The sequence below is a fragment of the Alicycliphilus sp. T452 genome (genome assembly GCF_054512775.1).
In genome coordinates this window covers 168,984-186,687 of the sequence record NZ_JBTNEH010000006.1, presented here as the reverse complement: position 1 = coordinate 186,687, position 17,704 = coordinate 168,984, and the positions used below count along the sequence as shown (strand labels likewise).

The 17,704-nt window shown below is 65.8% G+C and carries 18 protein-coding genes and 2 tRNA genes; 17 read left to right on the top strand and 3 right to left on the bottom strand.

Features of this window, described 5'->3' with window-relative positions; all coding sequences use genetic code 11:
• Positions 1–23 precede the first annotated feature (23 nt).
• From gmk to ACX12L_RS07795, 3 genes are all read left to right on the top strand, one after another.
• A complete protein-coding gene (gene gmk, locus ACX12L_RS07805) occupies positions 24–644 on the top strand; it encodes a guanylate kinase (RefSeq protein ID WP_459262095.1) in 621 nt (206 codons plus the stop codon).
• A gap of 18 nt (positions 645–662) precedes the next feature.
• The gene (gene rpoZ / locus ACX12L_RS07800) at positions 663–866 is read left to right on the top strand and encodes a DNA-directed RNA polymerase subunit omega (RefSeq protein WP_011804389.1); all 204 of its coding nucleotides are present in this window, start codon (positions 663–665) and stop codon (positions 864–866) included.
• Between the two features lie 100 nt (positions 867–966).
• Complete coding sequence (locus tag ACX12L_RS07795; RefSeq protein WP_459262094.1) at positions 967–3,234, top strand: RelA/SpoT family protein; 2,268 nt, start codon at positions 967–969, stop codon at positions 3,232–3,234.
• Between the two features lie 6 nt (positions 3,235–3,240).
• On the opposite strand, the gene greB is transcribed toward ACX12L_RS07795, so the two are convergent.
• From greB to ACX12L_RS07780, 3 genes are all read right to left on the bottom strand, one after another.
• Positions 3,241–3,807 (bottom strand): transcription elongation factor GreB, encoded by a 567-nt coding sequence (gene greB / locus ACX12L_RS07790; protein ID WP_459262092.1) that lies wholly within the window; start codon positions 3,805–3,807, stop codon positions 3,241–3,243.
• 98 nt (positions 3,808–3,905) lie between these two features.
• Positions 3,906–3,982 (bottom strand) — tRNA-Arg (locus tag ACX12L_RS07785).
• Between the two features lie 153 nt (positions 3,983–4,135).
• Positions 4,136–4,414, bottom strand: a complete 279-nt coding sequence (locus tag ACX12L_RS07780) for a hypothetical protein (RefSeq protein ID WP_459262091.1) — start codon at positions 4,412–4,414, stop codon at positions 4,136–4,138.
• Between the two features lie 213 nt (positions 4,415–4,627).
• On the opposite strand from ACX12L_RS07780, the gene rpsO reads away from it, so the two are divergent.
• From rpsO to nuoH, 14 genes are all read left to right on the top strand, one after another.
• Entirely contained in the window at positions 4,628–4,894 is a 267-nt protein-coding gene (gene rpsO, locus ACX12L_RS07775) for a 30S ribosomal protein S15 (RefSeq protein ID WP_041701110.1), read from the top strand.
• 230 nt (positions 4,895–5,124) lie between these two features.
• Positions 5,125–7,311 (top strand): polyribonucleotide nucleotidyltransferase, encoded by a 2,187-nt coding sequence (gene pnp / locus ACX12L_RS07770; RefSeq protein WP_459262090.1) that lies wholly within the window; start codon positions 5,125–5,127, stop codon positions 7,309–7,311.
• A 122-nt stretch (positions 7,312–7,433) separates the two neighbouring features.
• The gene (locus ACX12L_RS07765) at positions 7,434–8,426 is read left to right on the top strand and encodes an NAD(P)H-quinone oxidoreductase (protein WP_459262089.1); all 993 of its coding nucleotides are present in this window, start codon (positions 7,434–7,436) and stop codon (positions 8,424–8,426) included.
• Complete coding sequence (gene tpiA / locus ACX12L_RS07760) at positions 8,414–9,199, top strand: triose-phosphate isomerase (protein WP_459262088.1); 786 nt, start codon at positions 8,414–8,416, stop codon at positions 9,197–9,199. The genes ACX12L_RS07765 and tpiA overlap by 13 nt, the downstream gene beginning before the upstream one ends.
• Positions 9,200–9,213: 14 nt before the next feature.
• Positions 9,214–9,594, top strand: coding sequence for a preprotein translocase subunit SecG (gene secG / locus ACX12L_RS07755; RefSeq protein WP_459262087.1), 381 nt, complete (start codon positions 9,214–9,216; stop codon positions 9,592–9,594).
• A 129-nt stretch (positions 9,595–9,723) separates the two neighbouring features.
• A tRNA-Leu gene (locus ACX12L_RS07750) sits at positions 9,724–9,808 on the top strand.
• Positions 9,809–9,885: 77 nt separating this feature from the next.
• Positions 9,886–10,245, top strand: coding sequence for an NADH-quinone oxidoreductase subunit A (locus tag ACX12L_RS07745; RefSeq protein WP_459262086.1), 360 nt, complete (start codon positions 9,886–9,888; stop codon positions 10,243–10,245).
• 25 nt (positions 10,246–10,270) lie between these two features.
• A complete protein-coding gene (locus tag ACX12L_RS07740; RefSeq protein ID WP_013517933.1) occupies positions 10,271–10,750 on the top strand; it encodes a NuoB/complex I 20 kDa subunit family protein in 480 nt (159 codons plus the stop codon).
• A gap of 9 nt (positions 10,751–10,759) precedes the next feature.
• Positions 10,760–11,368, top strand: a complete 609-nt coding sequence (locus tag ACX12L_RS07735; protein ID WP_459262085.1) for an NADH-quinone oxidoreductase subunit C — start codon at positions 10,760–10,762, stop codon at positions 11,366–11,368.
• Positions 11,369–11,395: 27 nt separating this feature from the next.
• Positions 11,396–12,649 carry an NADH-quinone oxidoreductase subunit D gene (locus tag ACX12L_RS07730; RefSeq protein WP_459262084.1) on the top strand — a complete coding sequence of 418 codons (1,254 nt, stop codon included), beginning with the start codon at positions 11,396–11,398 and terminating at the stop codon, positions 12,647–12,649.
• Positions 12,646–13,137 (top strand): NADH-quinone oxidoreductase subunit NuoE, encoded by a 492-nt coding sequence (nuoE, locus tag ACX12L_RS07725; protein WP_459262083.1) that lies wholly within the window; start codon positions 12,646–12,648, stop codon positions 13,135–13,137. Before ACX12L_RS07730 ends, nuoE begins: the two co-directional genes overlap by 4 nt.
• Entirely contained in the window at positions 13,134–14,483 is a 1,350-nt protein-coding gene (nuoF, locus tag ACX12L_RS07720) for an NADH-quinone oxidoreductase subunit NuoF (protein ID WP_459262082.1), read from the top strand. The genes nuoE and nuoF overlap by 4 nt, the downstream gene beginning before the upstream one ends.
• Before the next feature lie 15 nt (positions 14,484–14,498).
• A complete protein-coding gene (gene nuoG, locus ACX12L_RS07715) occupies positions 14,499–16,619 on the top strand; it encodes an NADH-quinone oxidoreductase subunit NuoG (protein ID WP_459262081.1) in 2,121 nt (706 codons plus the stop codon).
• On the top strand, positions 16,616–17,692 hold the full coding sequence (nuoH, locus tag ACX12L_RS07710; RefSeq protein WP_459262080.1) for an NADH-quinone oxidoreductase subunit NuoH: 1,077 nt from the start codon (positions 16,616–16,618) through the stop codon (positions 17,690–17,692). The genes nuoG and nuoH overlap by 4 nt, the downstream gene beginning before the upstream one ends.
• Positions 17,693–17,704: the final 12 nt, after the last annotated feature.

Sequence of the window (17,704 nt, the reverse complement as noted above, 5' to 3'; positions counted from 1 at the left end):
ATAGCGATTGACGCACGTCCCATATGGATTACCCCGGAAATTTGTTTGTAGTCTCTGCTCCCAGCGGGGCGGGCAAGTCGAGCCTGGTGAAGGCGCTTCTGGAACTGGACTCGCATGTGCAGCCCTCGGTGTCGCACACCACGCGCGCCCCCCGTGGCCAGGAAAAGCACGGGCGCGAATATTTCTTCGTCTCCGAACAGGAGTTCGACGCCATGGTGGCGGCCAACGGCTTCGTGGAGTGGGCGAACGTGCACGGGCGGCGCTACGGCACCTCGCGCAAGGCCATCGAGGAGCGCGTGGCCCAGGGCGCGGACGTGGTGCTGGAGATCGACTACCAGGGCGCGCTGCAGATCAAGCGGGCCTTCGTCAACGCGGTGCTGATCTTCATCCTGCCGCCCAGCTGGGAGGAACTGCGCTCGCGCCTGGAGCGGCGCGGCGAGGATGCAACCGACGTGATCGATCTGCGGCTGAAGAACGCCGAGGAGGAGATGGCGCAGGCCGGAAAATTCGACTTCGTTATAATCAACGAAGTGTTTGAACGAGCGCTTTTCGATCTGAAAACCATTGTTCACGCCCAGCGTCTCAAGTACGCCGCCCAGCGCCGCGCCCGGGCCGACACCTTTGAATCGCTCAACATCCCCTGATTCCCCTGGAGAGACCCCATGGCCCGCATTACCGTGGAAGATTGCCTCGAGCAAATTCCCAACCGTTTCCAGCTGGTGCTCGCCGCCACCTACCGTGCCCGCATGCTCAGCCAAGGTCACGCCCCCAAGATCGAGAGCCGCAACAAGCCGGCGGTGACCGCCCTGCGCGAAATCGCGGCAGGCAAGGTGGGGCTGGAGATGCTCAAGAAGGTACCCGGCTGACCGCTTGGCGTCACCTGGCCCGCAACGCCAAAGAAGCACCGCTTGTCGGTGCTTTTTTTGCGCCCGCAACATCATCGGCCGGGCAAGTTACATTTGAGCCATGAATCTTGGGTTGAACAAAGCCACTGCCGCCAGCACGCAGGTGCAACCTGTGGCGCCGGCCAACCCCTGCGCGGCGGCAGCCAATGCTGCGGCAGCGAGCTTTGCCGCGCTCATGGAGAAGCTCGATTACCTCGACAGCGCCGGTATCGAGCAGGTGCGCCAGGCCTATCGCTACGCCGACGCGGCCCACCTGGGGCAGTTGCGCAACAGCGGCGAGCCCTACATCACGCACCCGATCGCCGTGGCGGCCCTGTGTGCCAGCTGGAAGCTGGATGTCCAGGCGCTCATGGCAGCGTTGCTGCACGATGCCATGGAGGACTGCGGCATCACCAAGGCGGACCTCATCGACCGTTTCGGTCCCCAGGTGGCCGATCTGGTCGATGGCCTGACCAAGCTCGACAAGCTGCAGTTCAACACGCGTGAGGAGAACCAGGCCGAATCGTTTCGCAAGATGCTGCTGGCCATGGCGCGCGACGTGCGCGTCATCCTCATCAAGCTGGCGGACCGCACGCACAACATGCGCACGCTCTCCGATATGCCGCGCAGCAAGTGGGGGCGCATTTCGTCCGAAACGCTGGAGATCTACGCTCCCATCGCGCACCGCCTGGGGCTGAACCAGACCTACCGCGAACTGCAGGACCTGGCCTTTCGCCACCTGCATCCCTGGCGCTACGCCACCCTGTCCAAGGCGGTCACCCGTTCGCGCAACCGCCGCCGCGACATCGTGCAGAAGGTGCAGACCGACGTGGACGCCGCCTTCGCCCGCCAGGGCATGGCGGTGCGCCTGGCGGGGCGCGAGAAGACGCTGTTCGCCATTTACCAGAAGATGAACCTCAAGCACCTGAGCTTTGCCCAGGTGACCGATCTCTACGGCTTCCGCGTCATCGTGCATTCGGTGACCGACTGCTACACGGCGCTGGGCGTGCTGCACCAGATGTACAAGCCGGTGCCGGGCAAGTTCAAGGACCATATCGCGATCGCCAAGCTCAACGGCTATCAGTCGCTGCATACGACGCTCGTGGGGCCGGCGGGCCTGAGCATCGAGTTCCAGATCCGCACCGAGGAGATGCACATCGTGGCCGAGGCCGGCGTGGCGGCGCATTGGCTCTACAAGGCACAGGGGGCGGACGGCGCCGCGGCCGAACGCCTGGGCACGAAGTGGCTGCAGTCCCTGCTGGACATCCAGAACGAGACCCGCGACGCCGCGGAGTTCTGGGACCACGTGAAGGTGGACCTGTTCCCCGACGCGGTCTACGTGTTCACGCCCAGGAGCCAGATCCTGGCATTGCCCCGGGGGGCGACGGCGGTGGACTTCGCCTACGCGATCCACAGCGACGTGGGCGACCGGACGACCGCGGTCAGGATCAACGACGAGCAGGTGCCCCTGCGCACGGAGCTCAAGAATGGCGACGTGGTGGAGGTCATCACCACGGCGGGCGCCCATCCGAACCCGGCCTGGCTGGCCTTCGTGCGCACGGGCCGCGCGCGCTCCAAGATACGCCACTATCTCAAGACCCTGGCGCAGAACGAGTCCGCGGGCCTGGGCGAAAAGCTGCTGACCCAGGCGCTGCGCGCCGAGGGCATGGAGCAACTGCCCGACGCCCAGACGCACGCGGCGATCTGGGAAAAGCTGCTGCGCTTCACGGGCAACCGGACCCGCGTGGAGCTCATGACCGACGTGGGCCTGGGCAAGCGCATCGCCAGCATCGTGGCCAAGCGGCTGGTGCTGCTGCTGTCCGAGGGCGGGCAGCGGCCCGACGCGCTCCTGCTCACGCGCGAGCGCTACAGCGCCCATGAGAAGGTGTCGCAGGGCAGCATCACGCTCGATGGCAGCGAAAACGCATCGGTCCAGTACGCAAGCTGCTGCCGTCCCGTGCCCGGCGACGCCATCGTGGGCTACCTGGGGCGCGGCGAGGGACTGGTCGTGCACCATGCGCAGTGCGGGGTGGCCAAAAAGCTGCAGCACAAGGACGGCGAGCGTTTCATCGCCGTCGATTGGGCGGAGGAGCCCACGCGCACGTTCGAGACGGGCATCACCGTCACCGTGACCAACGGCAAGGGTGTCCTGGCCCGCGTCGCATCGGAGCTTGCGGACTCCGAAGCGGACATCGTGCGCGTGGACATGGACGATGCCATGGGCACCACCGACCTGCGCTTCGTCGTTGCCGTGCGCGACCTCGCCCACGTCGAGGCGGTGCTGCGCAACCTGCGCCGCACGCACTCCGTGCTGCGCGCGTTCCGCGTGCTGCCGCAGCCGCCACTCTGAAGCGCGTCAGCCTTCCCCGCGCTGCGGGTCGGGATAGCGCACGGACAGGATTTCCAGCGTGCGCGTGCCCGCGGGCGTCTGCAGCGAAACCTCATCGCCCTCGCGGGCCTTGAGCAGGGCGCGCGCGACGGGGGAAATCCAGCTGATCTGCTGCAGGCCGTTGTCCGCCTCGTCCACGCCGAGGATGGTCACCGTGCGCTCCACGCCCTCGTCGTCGACATAGGTGACGGTGGCGCCGAAAAAGATCTGGTCGCTGCCGGCGTGCACGGACGGGTCCACGACCTCGGCGATCTCCAGCCGCTTGGTGAGGAAGCGGATGCGCCGGTCGATCTCGCGCAGCCTTTTCTTGCCGTACAGGTAGTCGCCGTTCTCCGAGCGGTCGCCGTTGCTCGCGGCCCAGTGGACGATGTCGACCACCCTGGGGCGTTCCTCATCGATCAGCGACAGCAATTCGGCGCGCAGCCGCGCATAGCCCTGGGGCGTGATGTAGTTCTTGCCGCCGGCGGGAATGCCGGCCGGCAGGGCCGGCTCGTCGTCGCCGGCATCGGTTTCCTTGGTGAAGGCCTTGCTCATGCGCCTATGGTGCCTGAATGCGGCGTCCGGTTCACGGACTCGTCAATGCGGCAGAAACGAAAAAGCCCTGGAACCTTGCAGTTCCAGGGCTTACCGTTTGGTGCGGCTGGCAGGAATCGAACCCACGACCCCTTGGTTCGTAGCCAAGTACTCTATCCAGCTGAGCTACAGCCGCTAAGCTTTGAATTCTAGCATGAAATTTCCATGCTTCTTCAAAAATCGCCGCTTTTCTGAAAGAGCAGATCGGGCATCTGCTGTTCAGCCTCCTGGCGAGGGGCGGATTGTAGCCGAGTTTTTGCCCCGATTTCAGGAAAAGGGGCGCCGGGCGTCAGCGGCGCGTGTAGCCCAGGCAGGCTCCTGCGTTGGGCAGTCCCCGGCATTCGCGGTAGAGCCGCCGGTCGCGTTCCGCGGCGCTTTCGCCGGAATGGTTCTGCTGGTGCTTGACCTTCGTTGACCGGGACTTCTTGGCGGGTGCATGCGCGGTGGCGCCTGTTTCCTGGTGCGGCCTGGCGGTGGCTGCGTGGCTGCCGGTGGCCGTGCACAGGCCGAAGGCGCACAGGGCGATGGCCCATGCGGCAGTGTGCCCGGGTGTGCGTGAAGCTCTCATGGCGTGCCTCCCTGGGTGTCGTTCGTGCCTTCGCATCATGGGATCGATGGCGCGCCCCTGGGCATCCGGGGCCGCCCGGGTGGGCGCCAAAGCCGGTGCGAGATATAATCGACAGGTTTTGCATGGTGCAAGACGCACGCCGCAGGCCCTTCCAGCCCACGGCGCAAGTAACCCAGGGTGGCCGCGCGCCGCCCGTCATACAAGGAAATTCACATGATCGCTGCCTCCATCAAGGCCGAAGTCGTCAAAGCCAACCAGCGCGCCGAAAACGACACCGGCAGCCCCGAAGTGCAAGTGGCCCTGCTGACGGCCCGCATCAACGAGCTGACGCCCCACTTCAAGCAACACGCCAAGGACCACCACGGCCGCCGCGGCCTGCTGCGCATGGTGAGCCGCCGCCGCAAGCTGCTGGACTACCTCAAGGCCAAGGACGCCGACCGCTACACGGCCCTGATCGCCAAGCTGGGCCTGCGCAAGTAAGCACGGTGCAAGATCGGAACGCCTGAGTTAGCTCGCTAGCTCAGGCGTTTTTTACTTTTTTCTTTCGGAGCGAAGCAGAGCGAAGCTGTGTCATTCCACGCCGGCGTTGGCGGTCGGGTCACTCTTGATTCGATAGCTGCCAGCGCCTGCCTGGAATGGCATCGCGATCTGTTTTACCTCCAAATCCATGCTACTGGCGCGCCAGCAGCTATTTTTTCAGGAGTAAACGCATGACGATGTTCAACAAAGTCACCAAGACCTTCCAGTGGGGCCAGCATACGGTCACCATGGAAACGGGCGAGATCGCCCGCCAGGCATCCGGCGCCGTGCTGGTCAACATCGACGACACCGTGGTGCTGGCCACCGTGGTGGCGTCCAAGAACGCCAAGCCGGGCCAGGACTTCTTCCCGCTGACCGTGGACTACATCGAGAAGACCTACGCCGCCGGCAAGATTCCCGGCAGCTTCTTCAAGCGCGAGGCCAAGCCCAGCGAGCTGGAGACGCTGACTTCCCGCCTCATCGACCGCCCGATCCGCCCGCTGTTCCCCGAAGGCTTCTACAACGAAGTCCACGTGGTCATCCACACCGTTTCGCTGAACCCCGAGGTGGACGCCGACATCGCCGCGATGCTCGCCACGAGCGCCGCCCTGTCGGTGTCGGGCATCCCGTTCAACGGCCCCATCGGCGCCGCGCGCGTGGGCTGCATCAACGGTGAGTACGTGCTCAACCCCGGCCAGACGGCGCGCAAGAACAGCCAGATGGACCTGGTCGTCGCCGGCACCGAGGCCGCCGTGCTGATGGTCGAATCCGAAGCCCTGCAGCTGCCCGAGGACGTCATGCTCGGCGCCGTGGTCTACGGCCACGAGCAGGGCAAGATCGCCATCGACGCCATCCACGAACTGGTGCGCGACGCGGGCAAGCCCGTGTGGGACTGGCAACCCGAGGCCAAGGACGAGGCCCTGATCGCCAAGGTGACCGCGCTGGGCGAAGGCCCGCTGCGCGCCGCCTACCAGAACCGCAACAAGCAGCTGCGCACGCAGGCCTGCCGCGAGGCCTATGCCGCCGTGAAGGCCGGCCTGACGGAGCAGGGCGTGGCGTTCGACGCCGTCAAGGTCGACAACATGCTGTTCGACATCGAGGCGCGCATCGTGCGCTCGCAGATCCTGGCCGGCGAGCCGCGCATCGACGGCCGCGACACGCGCACCGTGCGCCCCATCGAGATCCGCAGCTCCGTGCTGCCGCGCACCCACGGCTCGGCCCTGTTCACCCGCGGCGAGACCCAGGCCCTGGTCGTCTCCACCCTGGGCACCGAGCGCGACGCGCAGCGCATCGACGCGCTGGCCGGCGAGTTCGAGGACCGCTTCCTGTTCCACTACAACATGCCCCCGTTCGCCACCGGCGAAGTGGGCCGCATGGGCTCGACCAAGCGCCGCGAGGTCGGCCATGGCCGCCTGGCCAAGCGTGCCCTGGTGGCCTGCCTGCCGAGCAAGGAAGAGTTTCCCTACACCATCCGCGTGGTGTCCGAGATCACCGAATCCAACGGCTCCTCGTCCATGGCCTCCGTGTGCGGCGGCTGCCTGTCGATGATGGACGCCGGCGTGCCCATGAAGGCGCACGTGGCCGGCATCGCCATGGGTCTGATCAAGGAAGACAACAAGTTCGCCGTGCTCACCGACATCCTGGGCGACGAGGACCACCTGGGCGACATGGACTTCAAGGTGGCCGGCACCACGGCCGGCATCACCGCCCTGCAGATGGACATCAAGATCCAGGGCATCACCAAGGAAATCATGCAGGTCGCGCTGGCCCAGGCCAAGGAAGCGCGCATGCACATCCTCGGGAAGATGCAGGAGGCCATGGGCGAGGCCAAGGCCGAGATCAGCAGCTTCGCGCCCAAGCTCTTCACGATGAAGATCAACCCCGAGAAGATCCGCGACGTGATCGGCAAGGGCGGCGCCACCATCCGTGCGCTGACCGACGAGACCGGCTGCCAGATCAACATCGAGGAAGACGGCACCATCACCATCGCCGCCACCGAGGCCGCCAAGGCCGACGAGGCCAAGCGCCGCATCGAGGAGATCACGGCCGAGGTCGAGATCGGCAAGGTCTACGAAGGCCCGGTCACCAAGGTCCTGGACTTCGGTGCGCTGATCAATCTGCTGCCCGGCAAGGACGGCCTGCTGCACATCAGCCAGATCGCCCACGAGCGTGTGGAGAGGGTCGGCGATTACCTGCAGGAAGGCCAGATCGTCAAGGTCAAGGTGCTCGAGACCGACGACAAGGGCCGCGTCAAGCTGTCCATGAAGGCGCTCGCCGAGCGCCCCGCGGGCCTGCCGGAACGCGAGCCGCGCGAACCGCGTGAGCCCCGTGGCGAGCGCCGCGAGCGCCGGGACAACGGCGCCCCGGAGCAGCAGTAACAATAGGGCCGCGCCACGCTTCGTGGCCGGCGCATGGTGTTGCTATTGAAATAAGAGCTCCTGGCGCTTGCCCCATAAGCGCTGGAGCCTTGAAACATTCCAATATTGCAATGAAGAATGTGATGCAAGCGGTAGAAATCTCGGCGTTCGGCCCGCCCCAAGGGCTGCGCCTTGCCGAACGCCCGCTGCCGAAGCCCGGTGCGGGCGAACTGCTGATCCGCGTCGCGGCCAGTGGCGTGAACCGTCCCGACGTGCTGCAGCGCAAGGGGCATTACGCACCGCCGCCGGGCGTGTCCGACCTGCCGGGCCTGGAGGTGGCCGGCGTGGTGGAGTCCGGCGATGCCGCTGCCATGGCGCAGGCGGGCATCCGCGTGGGCGAGCGCGTCTGCGCGCTGGTCGCCGGCGGCGGCTACGCCGCGTACTGCGTGGCGCCCGTGGCGCAATGCCTGCCGGTGCCCGACGGCCTGAGCGACGTGGAGGCGGCCTCGCTGCCCGAGACGTTCTTCACCGTATGGAGCAACGTGTTCGACCGCGCGCGCCTGCAGGCGGGCGAGACCCTGCTGGTGCAGGGCGGCAGCAGCGGCATCGGCGTCACGGCCATCCAGCTGGCGCGCGCGCGCGGCGCCACGGTCATCGTCACCGCGGGCACGGACGAGAAATGCGCGGCCTGCCTGGCGCTGGGCGCGCACCACGCCATCAACTACAAGTCGCAGGACTTCGTGGCCGAAGCGCAGCGCATCACCGAAGGGCGCGGCGTGGACGTGGTGCTCGACATGGTGGCGGGCCCATACGTGGCGCGCGAGGTCGAATGCCTGGCCGAGGACGGGCGCGTGGTCATCATCGCCGTGCAGGGCGGGGTGAAGGCCGAATTCAACGCCGCCCTGGTGCTGCGCAAGCGCCTGACCATCACGGGCTCCACGCTGCGACCCCGCCCCGTGGCCTTCAAGGCGGCGATCGCCCAGGCCCTGCGCGAGCAGGTCTGGCCGCTGCTGGCGTCGGGCGCGGTGAAGCCGGTCATCCACAGCACGTTCGCCGCGGCCGACGCGGCCCAGGCGCATGCGCTGATGGAGTCCAACCAACATGTGGGCAAGATTGTTTTGACATGGACGACATGACTCAGAAAAAGAAACTCATTGCCGGCAACTGGAAGATGAACGGCAGCCTGCAGGCCAACGCGGCCCTGCTGCAGGCGCTGCGCGACGGGCTCGGCGAGGCCTCCTGCGCCGTGGCCGTGGCCGTTCCGGCGCCGTACCTGGCGCAGGCGCAGGGGCTGGTCGCCGGCTCGGCGATTGCGCTGGCCGCCCAGGACGTGTCGCAGCATGAATCCGGCGCGTTCACGGGTGAGGTCTCCGCGGCCATGCTGCGCGACTTCGGCACGCGCTACGCGCTCGTGGGGCACTCCGAGCGCCGCCAATACCACGGCGAGACCGATGCCGTGGTGGCGGCCAAGGCGCAGCGCGCGCTGGCGGCTGGCATCACGCCCATCGTGTGCGTGGGCGAGACCCTGGCGGAGCGCGAGGCGGGGCAGACCGAGGCCGTGGTCAAGCGCCAGCTGGCGGCGGTGGTGCAGGCCAATGGCCAGTGCATCAGCGAAATCGTGGTCGCCTACGAGCCCGTCTGGGCCATCGGCACGGGCCGCACGGCGACCCCCGAGCAGGCCCAGCAGGTGCACGCCGTGCTGCGTGCCCAGCTGGCGGCGGCGACCGCGCGCGCCGGCCGCGTGCCCCTGCTGTATGGCGGCAGCATGAATGCCGCCAACGCGGCGCAGCTGCTGGCACAGCCCGACATCGATGGCGGCCTGGTGGGTGGAGCCTCGCTCAAGGCCGCAGATTTTCTGCAAATTATTGCTGCGGCGCATGCTATTCAAGCGCAAGCAGCCATGGAATGAGGAGCTAAAAAAGCATGAATGCAGTCGTGAACGTGATTCTGGCGATCCAGATGCTGACGGCGCTGGGCATGATCGGATTGATCCTGATCCAGCATGGCAAGGGCGCCGACATGGGGGCCGCCTTCGGCAGCGGCAGCTCCGGCAGCCTGTTTGGCGCCAGCGGCAGCGCCAACTTCCTGTCGCGCACCACGGCCGTCCTGGCGACGGTCTTCTTCGTGGCCACGCTGGCCCTGGCCTATTTCGGCAATCAACGCCCCGCGAGCACCGGCAGCGTGCTGGAAACGCCGGCCGCTGCCGTGCCTGCCAGCGCAGCACCCGCCGCCGATGCGTCCACGGCGGTGGCGGCGCCTGCCGCGGAACCCGCATCGGGCGCCGCACAAATCCCCACGAAGTGATTGGGCGAGGGGCGTCGTAAAAAAACGCCTCTTCGCTTTGTGACAGGGTTTTTCCGGGGTAAAATCTTAGTCTGTCTGGAAAGCCAAAACCGTTTTTCCGGTCCTCATGCCATCCAGATGCATACAGCAGCCGTCGTGGTGAAATTGGTAGACACGCTATCTTGAGGGGGTAGTGGCGAAAGCTGTGCGAGTTCGAGTCTCGCCGACGGCACCAATCACAGGAAACCGCCTCCCTGACCCGCGCAGCGGGGCATGCGAGGTGGTTTTTTCAGCGGTGAGTACATCCTCCAGATGAACCTCGATCAATACCTCCCAGTTCTCCTGTTCATCTTGGTCGGCATCGGTGTTGGTGTCGTTCCGCTCCTGTTGGGCTATGTGCTGGGGCCCAACCGCCCGGATGCGGCAAAGAATTCCCCTTACGAATGTGGCTTCGAGGCCTTCGATGATGCGCGCATGAAATTCGATGTGCGCTACTACCTCGTGGCCATCCTGTTCATTCTGTTCGATCTGGAAATCGCCTTTCTCTTTCCCTGGGCCGTGGCATTGCAGGACGTGGGGGCGACGGGCTTCGTGGCCGTCGTGATTTTCCTCTCCATCCTGGTCATAGGCTTCGCCTATGAGTGGAAAAAGGGCGCCCTGGATTGGGAATGAGCGGCGCTACACAAGGAATGACGCGATGATTGAAGGTGTGATGAAGGAGGGTTTCGTCACCACGAGCTATGACGCCGTGGTGAACTGGGCCAAGACCGGATCCCTTTGGCCTGTGACCTTCGGTCTGGCCTGCTGTGCGGTGGAGATGATGCACGCCGCCGCCGCGCGCTACGACCTGGCGCGTTTCGGCGCAGAGGTGTTTCGTGCCAGCCCGCGCCAGTCCGACCTGATGATCGTGGCCGGAACGCTGTGCAACAAGATGGCCCCCGCGCTGCGCAAGGTCTACGACCAGATGGCCGAGCCGCGCTGGGTGATCTCCATGGGCTCGTGCGCCAATGGCGGCGGCTATTACCACTACAGCTATTCGGTGGTGCGCGGCTGCGATCGCGTGGTGCCGGTGGACGTGTACGTGCCGGGCTGCCCGCCGACGGCCGAGGCGCTGATCTACGGGATCATCCAGCTGCAGCAGAAGATCCGCCGCACCCACACCATTGCGCGCGTTTGAGGGGACTCGATGACCGACATTGCCATTCACCCTGAGAAGCTGCGCGACGCCGTGGCCGGTGCCCTGGGCGACAAGCTGCGCGATATCCGGCTGGCGCTCGGCGAGGTCACCGCGGTGGTCGCCGCGGAGGACTACCTGGCGGCCATGGAAATTCTGCGCGATGCGCCGCAATGCCGCTTCGAGCAGCTGATCGACCTGTGTGGCGTGGACTATTCGACCTACGGCGAGGTGGGGACGGACGGGCTCCGCTACGCCGTGGTGACGCACCTGCTGTCGTTGTCGCTGAACCAGCGGCTGCGCGTCAAGGTGTTCTGCCCGGACGACGACTTCCCGGTCATTCCTTCCGTCACCGGAATCTGGAGTGGCGCCAACTGGTTCGAGCGCGAGGCATTCGACCTGTACGGCATCGTGTTCGACGGCCACAACGACCTGCGCCGCATCCTGACGGACTACGGCTTCATCGGCCACCCCTTCCGCAAGGACTTCCCGCTTTCGGGCCATGTGGAGATGCGCTACGACGCCGAGCAGCGCCGCGTCGTCTACGAGCCCGTGACCATCGAGCCGCGTGAGATCACGCCACGCATCATCCGAGAAGACAATTACGGAGGCCTGCACTGAGGCGGCAGCCCGCCAAGGTGTTCGATCATGGCTGAAATCAAGAACTACTCCCTGAACTTCGGACCGCAGCACCCTGCCGCGCACGGCGTCTTGCGCCTGGTGCTGGAACTCGATGGCGAGGTGGTGCAGCGCGCAGACCCCCATGTGGGCCTGCTGCACCGCGCCACGGAAAAGCTGGCGGAGCACAAGACCTACATCCAGTCGCTGCCCTACATGGACCGACTGGACTACGTGTCCATGATGTGCAACGAGCAGGCCTACTGCCTGGCGATCGAAAAGATGCTGGGCATCGAGGTGCCGCTGCGCGCCAAGTACATCCGAACCATGTTCGGCGAGATCACCCGCCTGCTCAACCACCTGATGTGGCTGGGCTCCAATGGCATGGACCTGGGCGCCTCCACGGTGCTGATGTACACCTTCCGCGAACGCGAGACCCTGTTCGACATGTACGAGGCAGTCTCCGGCGCGCGCATGCATGCGGCCTACTTCCGCCCCGGCGGCGTGTACCGCGACCTGCCCGACGCCATGGCACAGCTCAAGCCGAGCAAGGTGCGCAATGCCAAGGCCCTGGAGGAGTTCAACCGCAACCGCCAGGGCAGCCTGCTGGACTTCATCGACGACTTCTGCGCCAAGTTTCCCGCCTATGTGGACGAGTACGAAACCCTGCTGACCGACAACCGCATCTGGAAGCAGCGCACCGTGGGCATCGGCGTCGTCTCGGCCGAGCGGGCCCTGAACCTCAGCATGTCGGGCGTGATGCTGCGCGGCTCGGGCGTGGCCTGGGATCTGCGCAAGAAGCAGCCCTACGACGCCTACGACCGTGTCGAATTCGACGTTCCCCTGGGCAAGAACGGCGACTGCTACGACCGCTACCTCGTGCGCGTGGAGGAAATGCGCCAATCCAACCGCATCATCAAGCAGTGCGTGGATTGGCTGCGCGCCAACCCCGGTCCCGTCATCGTCGACAACTACAAGGTGGCTCCGCCGCCACGCGAGCGCATGAAAACGGGGATGGAGGATCTGATCCACCACTTCAAGCTGTTCTCCGAGGGCTTCCGCGTGCCCGAGGGCGAGGCCTATGCCGCCGTCGAGCATCCGAAGGGCGAGTTCGGCATCTACCTCGTGAGCGACGGCGCCAACAAGCCTTACCGCCTGAAGATCCGTGCCCCGGGCTTTGCCCATCTGGCGGCATACGACGAATTGACGCGCGGCCACATGATCGCTGACGCCGTCGCCGTCATCGGCACCATGGATATCGTGTTCGGAGAGATTGACCGATGATTACCGAAGCGACCAAGGAGCGCTTTGCGCGCGAAGTGGCCAAGTACCCGCCCGAGCAGAGGCAGTCCGCCGTGATGGCCTGCCTGTCCATCGTGCAGCAGGAGCAGGGCTGGGTCAGCCAGGAAAGCGAGGCGGTGATTGCCGAGTACCTGGGCATGCCCCAGATCGCCGTGCACGAGGTCACGACCTTCTACAACATGTACAACCAGCAGCCGGTGGGCAAATACAAGCTGGCCGTCTGCACCAACCTGCCTTGCCAGCTGCGCGGCGGCAACCAGGCGCTGCACCATCTGGAGTCCAAGCTGGGCATCACGATGGGCGAGACCACGCAGGATGGCCTGTTCACCCTGCAGCAGTGCGAGTGCCTTGGCGCCTGCGCCGATGCGCCGGCCATGCTGGTCAACGACCGCCACATGTGCAGCTTCATGGAAAACGACAAGCTCGATCAGCTGGTCGATGGCCTGCGCGCCGCGGAGGGCAAGCAATGACCACGGCCGCACAAGTCCTGTCGCAGTTCCAGGCCACGGGCGTACAGACCTGCTTCCATGAGCGCCATATCAACCCGCAGATCTATGCAAGCCTGAACGGCGGCAACTGGGGTATCAAGGACTACGAGGCGCGCGGCGGCTATGCGGCGCTGCGCAAGATCCTGGGCAAGGATGGCGGCGAGGGACTGACGCAGGACCAGGTGATCGCCACCGTCAAGGAATCGGGCCTGCGCGGCCGCGGCGGCGCAGGCTTCCCTACGGGCCTGAAGTGGAGCTTCATGCCGCGCCAGTTCCCGGGGCAAAAGCACCTGGTGTGCAACTCCGACGAGGGCGAGCCCGGTACCTGCAAGGACCGCGACATCCTGATGTACAACCCGCACATCGTGATCGAAGGCATGATCATTGCCGCGTACGCGATGGGCATCTCGCTGGGCTACAACTACATCCACGGCGAGATCTTCCAGGTCTACGAACGCTTCGAGGCGGCGCTGGAAGAGGCGCGCGCGGCGGGCTACCTGGGCAGCAACATCATGGGCAGCGACTTCAGCTTCCAGCTGCACGCCCACCATGGTTTTGGTGCCTACATCTGCGGCGAGGAGACCGCGCTGCTCGAATCGCTGGAAGGCAAGAAAGGCCAGCCGCGCTTCAAGCCGCCGTTCCCGGCCAGCTTCGGCCTGTACGGCAAGCCCACGACGATCAACAACACCGAGACCTTCGCAGCCGTGCCCTGGATCATCCGCAACGGCGGCCAGGCCTACCTCGAATGCGGCAAGCCCAACAACGGCGGAACCAAGATCTTCTCGGTCTCGGGCGACGTGGAGCGGCCCGGCAACTACGAAATCCCGCTGGGGACGCCGTTCGCCAAGCTGCTCGAACTCGCGGGCGGCGTGCGCAAGGGCCGCCAGCTCAAGGCCGTGATCCCGGGCGGCTCGTCTGCGCCCGTGCTGCCCGCTTCCATCATGATGGAATGCACGATGGACTACGACTCCATCGCCAAGGCCGGCTCCATGCTGGGCTCGGGTGCCGTCATCGTGATGGACGACTCGCGCGACATGGTGGAATCGCTGATGCGCCTGTCCTACTTCTACATGCACGAGTCCTGCGGCCAGTGCACCCCCTGCCGGGAGGGCACGGGCTGGCTCTGGCGCGTGGTGCACCGCATCCAGCATGGCCAGGGTCGTCCCGAGGATATCGAGGTCCTGGATTCGGTGGCCTTCAACATCATGGGCCGCACGATTTGCGCGCTGGGCGACGCCGCCGCGATGCCCGTGCGCGCCATGATCAAGCATTTCCGCCACGAGTTCGTGGCCAAGATCGAGGCTGCAGCCAAGGCATCCGCTGCCTGATCGCGAGAAAAGCATATGGTTGAAATTGAACTGGACGGTCAGAAGGTGGAGGTCGCCGAGGGCAGCATGGTCATGCATGCCGCCGAGAAGGCCAACGTCTACATCCCTCACTTCTGCTACCACAAGAAGCTTTCCATCGCGGCCAACTGCCGCATGTGCCTGGTGGACGTGGAGAAGGCGCCCAAGCCTATGCCTGCCTGCGCCACGCCGGTGACGCAGGGCATGATCGTGCGCACCAAGAGCGACAAGGCTCTCAAGGCGCAGCAGTCGGTGATGGAGTTCCTGCTCATCAACCACCCGCTCGACTGCCCGATCTGCGACCAGGGCGGCGAATGCCAGCTGCAGGATCTGGCCGTCGGCTACGGAGCGTCGGCTTCGCGCTACGGCGAGGAAAAGCGCGTGGTGCTGCGCAAGGACATCGGCCCGCTGATCTCCACCGAGGAGATGACCCGCTGCATCCACTGCACGCGCTGCGTGCGCTTCGGCCAGGAAATCGGCGGCGACATGGAACTGGGCATGGTCAACCGGGGCGAGCACTCCGAGATCACCACGGTCAAGGGCGACACCGTCGATTCCGAGCTCTCGGGCAACATGATCGACATCTGCCCCGTGGGCGCGCTGACCAGCAGGCCCTTCCGCTACAGCGCCCGCACCTGGGAGCTGTCGCGGCGCAAGTCGGTCTCCCCGCACGACTCCACCGGCGCCAACCTCATCGTGCAGGTCAAGAACCACAGGGTGATGCGCGTCGTGCCGCTGGAGAACGAGGCCGTCAACGAATGCTGGATCGCCGATCGCGACCGTTTCTCCTACGAGGCCCTGAATGGCGAAGACCGCCTGACCCGCCCCATGCTCAAGCAGGGCGGCCAGTGGCAGGAAGTCGATTGGCAGACGGCCCTCGAATACGTGGCCAACGGCCTCAAGTGCGTGCGCGACAAGCATGGCGCCTCGGCCATCGGCGCCCTGGTCAGCCCGCACAGCACGCTGGAGGAACTGCATCTGGCGGGCGCCCTGGTGCGCGGCCTGGGCAGCGACAACATCGACCACCGCCTGCGCCATGCCGAGTTTGCCGCGCCCGAGGGCGTGCGCTGGCTGGGCATGCCCATCGCCGCGCTGTCCGGGCTGCAATCGGTGCTGGTGCTGGGCTCGAACCTGCGCAAGGACCACCCCCTGTTCGCCCAGCGCATCCGCCAGGCGGCGCGCAAGGGCTGCACGGTGCATGCCATCAACGCCCAGGCCTACGACTGGGCCCTGCCTGCGACGCATTCCGTGGTTGCCCACGCGGACTGGGCACAGGCCCTGGCCGATGTGGCAGCCGCCGTGGCACAGGAAAAAGGCGTTGCCGCACCCGCGCAAGGCCGGGCCAGCGAAGAGGCCGTCGCCATCGCCCGTGCGCTGCTCTCGGGCAGCAGCAAGGCCATCCTTCTGGGCAATGCGGCCGCCCACCATGCCCAGGCATCCACCCTGCTGGCGCTGGCCCAGTGGATCGCGGGGCAGACCGGCGCCGCATTCGGCTATCTGACCGAGGCCGCCAACACCGTGGGCGCCCAATTCGTGGGGGCCCAGCCGCACCAGGGCGGGCTGAATGCCGCGCAGATGCTGGAGGGGCAGGTCAAGGCATTGTTCCTGCTGAACACCGAGCCTGCGTTCGACTCCGCCGCCGGCGCCAGTGCCGCCCAGGGGCTGGCCGACGTGGACATGGTGGTGACCTTGAGCCCCTTCAAGACCAACATGGAATTCAGCGACGTGCTGCTGCCGGTCGCCCCGTTCACCGAGACATCGGGCAGCTTCGTCAACGCCGAAGGCCGGGTGCAGAGCTTCCATGCCGTCGTGCGGCCGCTGGGCGAGACGCGCCCCGCCTGGAAGGTGCTGCGCGTGCTGGCCAACATCATGGGCATCGAGGGCGTGGACTTCAATTCCTCGCAGGACGTCCTGGCCCACGTCGCCGGCAGTGCAACCCAGCTCGGCGCGGAGCAGCTGAGCAACGCCACCGGGGCCGCGATCACCGTGGCCAGGGGGCCGGCTGCCGCTCCCGTCGTGGCCAGCATTTACCAACTCGACGGTCTGGTGCGCCGCGCGCCCGCGCTGCAGCAGACTACCGATGCCCGCAAGGCACGTGAAGAAGGGGCCGCCGCATGATCGACGCCATCTACAACGGCGGCCTGAATCTGGTCGCGGCAAGCTGGTGGTCCGGCCTGGCCTGGCCGGTGATCTGGAACCTGATCAAGATCGTTTGCGTGCTCGCTCCGCTGATGGGCGCCGTGGCCTATCTGACCTTGTGGGAGCGCAAGCTGCTGGGCTTCATGCAGGTGCGCCTCGGCCCCAACCGCGTCGGCCCCCTGGGCCTGCTGCAGCCGCTGGCCGACGGCCTCAAGCTCCTGACCAAGGAAGTGATCCAGCCCACTGCTGCCAGCAAGGGCTTGTTCATCCTGGGGCCCATCATGGCCATCATGCCGGCGCTGGCGGCCTGGGTGGTGGTGCCATTCGCGCCCGAAACGGCCCTGGCGAACATCAACGCGGGCCTGCTGCTGGTCATGGCCATCGCCTCGATCGAAGTCTATGGGGTGATCATCGCCGGCTGGGCGTCCAACTCCAAATACGCTCTTCTGGGGGCCTTGCGCGCTTCCGCGCAAATGGTCAGCTATGAAATCGCCATGGGCTTCTGCTTCGTGGTCGTGATCATGGTGACCGGCAGCATGAACCTGACCGACATCGTTCTGGGGCAGGCCCGTGGTGCCATGGCGGGCATGGGCCTCAACTTCCTGTCCTGGAACTGGCTGCCCCTGCTGCCGGTGTTCCTGGTGTATCTGATTTCGGGCGTGGCGGAAACCAACCGCCATCCGTTCGACGTGGTCGAAGGCGAAGCCGAAATCGTGGCAGGGCACATGGTGGAGTACTCCGGCATGGGCTTCGCCATCTTCTTCCTGGCCGAATACGCGGCCATGTGGCTGGTGTCCATCCTGGCGGTGCTGATGTTCCTCGGGGGCTGGCTGCCGCCGGTCGAGGCGCTGGGCTTCATCCCGGGCTGGATCTGGCTGGGCATCAAGACCTTCGTGGTGGTATCCATGTTCATCTGGATCCGCGCCACCTTCCCGCGTTACCGCTACGACCAGATCATGCGTCTGGGCTGGAAGATCTTCATCCCGGTGACCCTGGTGTGGCTGCTGGTTGTGGGCGCATGGCTGCTGTCGCCCCTGAACATTTGGAAATAAGCGGGGACATCC

Bases quoted from the DNA above. Each gene is read 5' to 3' on its own strand.
- gmk (WP_459262095.1), top strand. From the start codon at position 24: ATGGATTACCCCGGAAATTTGTTTGTAGTCTCTGCTCCCAGCGGGGCG.
- rpoZ (WP_011804389.1), top strand. From the start codon at position 663: ATGGCCCGCATTACCGTGGAAGATTGCCTCGAGCAAATTCCCAACCGT.
- ACX12L_RS07795 (WP_459262094.1), top strand. From the start codon at position 967: ATGAATCTTGGGTTGAACAAAGCCACTGCCGCCAGCACGCAGGTGCAA.
- greB (WP_459262092.1), bottom strand. From the start codon at position 3,807: ATGAGCAAGGCCTTCACCAAGGAAACCGATGCCGGCGACGACGAGCCG.
- ACX12L_RS07780 (WP_459262091.1), bottom strand. From the start codon at position 4,414: ATGAGAGCTTCACGCACACCCGGGCACACTGCCGCATGGGCCATCGCC.
- rpsO (WP_041701110.1), top strand. From the start codon at position 4,628: ATGATCGCTGCCTCCATCAAGGCCGAAGTCGTCAAAGCCAACCAGCGC.
- pnp (WP_459262090.1), top strand. From the start codon at position 5,125: ATGACGATGTTCAACAAAGTCACCAAGACCTTCCAGTGGGGCCAGCAT.
- ACX12L_RS07765 (WP_459262089.1), top strand. From the start codon at position 7,434: ATGCAAGCGGTAGAAATCTCGGCGTTCGGCCCGCCCCAAGGGCTGCGC.
- tpiA (WP_459262088.1), top strand. From the start codon at position 8,414: ATGGACGACATGACTCAGAAAAAGAAACTCATTGCCGGCAACTGGAAG.
- secG (WP_459262087.1), top strand. From the start codon at position 9,214: ATGAATGCAGTCGTGAACGTGATTCTGGCGATCCAGATGCTGACGGCG.
- ACX12L_RS07745 (WP_459262086.1), top strand. From the start codon at position 9,886: ATGAACCTCGATCAATACCTCCCAGTTCTCCTGTTCATCTTGGTCGGC.
- ACX12L_RS07740 (WP_013517933.1), top strand. From the start codon at position 10,271: ATGATTGAAGGTGTGATGAAGGAGGGTTTCGTCACCACGAGCTATGAC.
- ACX12L_RS07735 (WP_459262085.1), top strand. From the start codon at position 10,760: ATGACCGACATTGCCATTCACCCTGAGAAGCTGCGCGACGCCGTGGCC.
- ACX12L_RS07730 (WP_459262084.1), top strand. From the start codon at position 11,396: ATGGCTGAAATCAAGAACTACTCCCTGAACTTCGGACCGCAGCACCCT.
- nuoE (WP_459262083.1), top strand. From the start codon at position 12,646: ATGATTACCGAAGCGACCAAGGAGCGCTTTGCGCGCGAAGTGGCCAAG.
- nuoF (WP_459262082.1), top strand. From the start codon at position 13,134: ATGACCACGGCCGCACAAGTCCTGTCGCAGTTCCAGGCCACGGGCGTA.
- nuoG (WP_459262081.1), top strand. From the start codon at position 14,499: ATGGTTGAAATTGAACTGGACGGTCAGAAGGTGGAGGTCGCCGAGGGC.
- nuoH (WP_459262080.1), top strand. From the start codon at position 16,616: ATGATCGACGCCATCTACAACGGCGGCCTGAATCTGGTCGCGGCAAGC.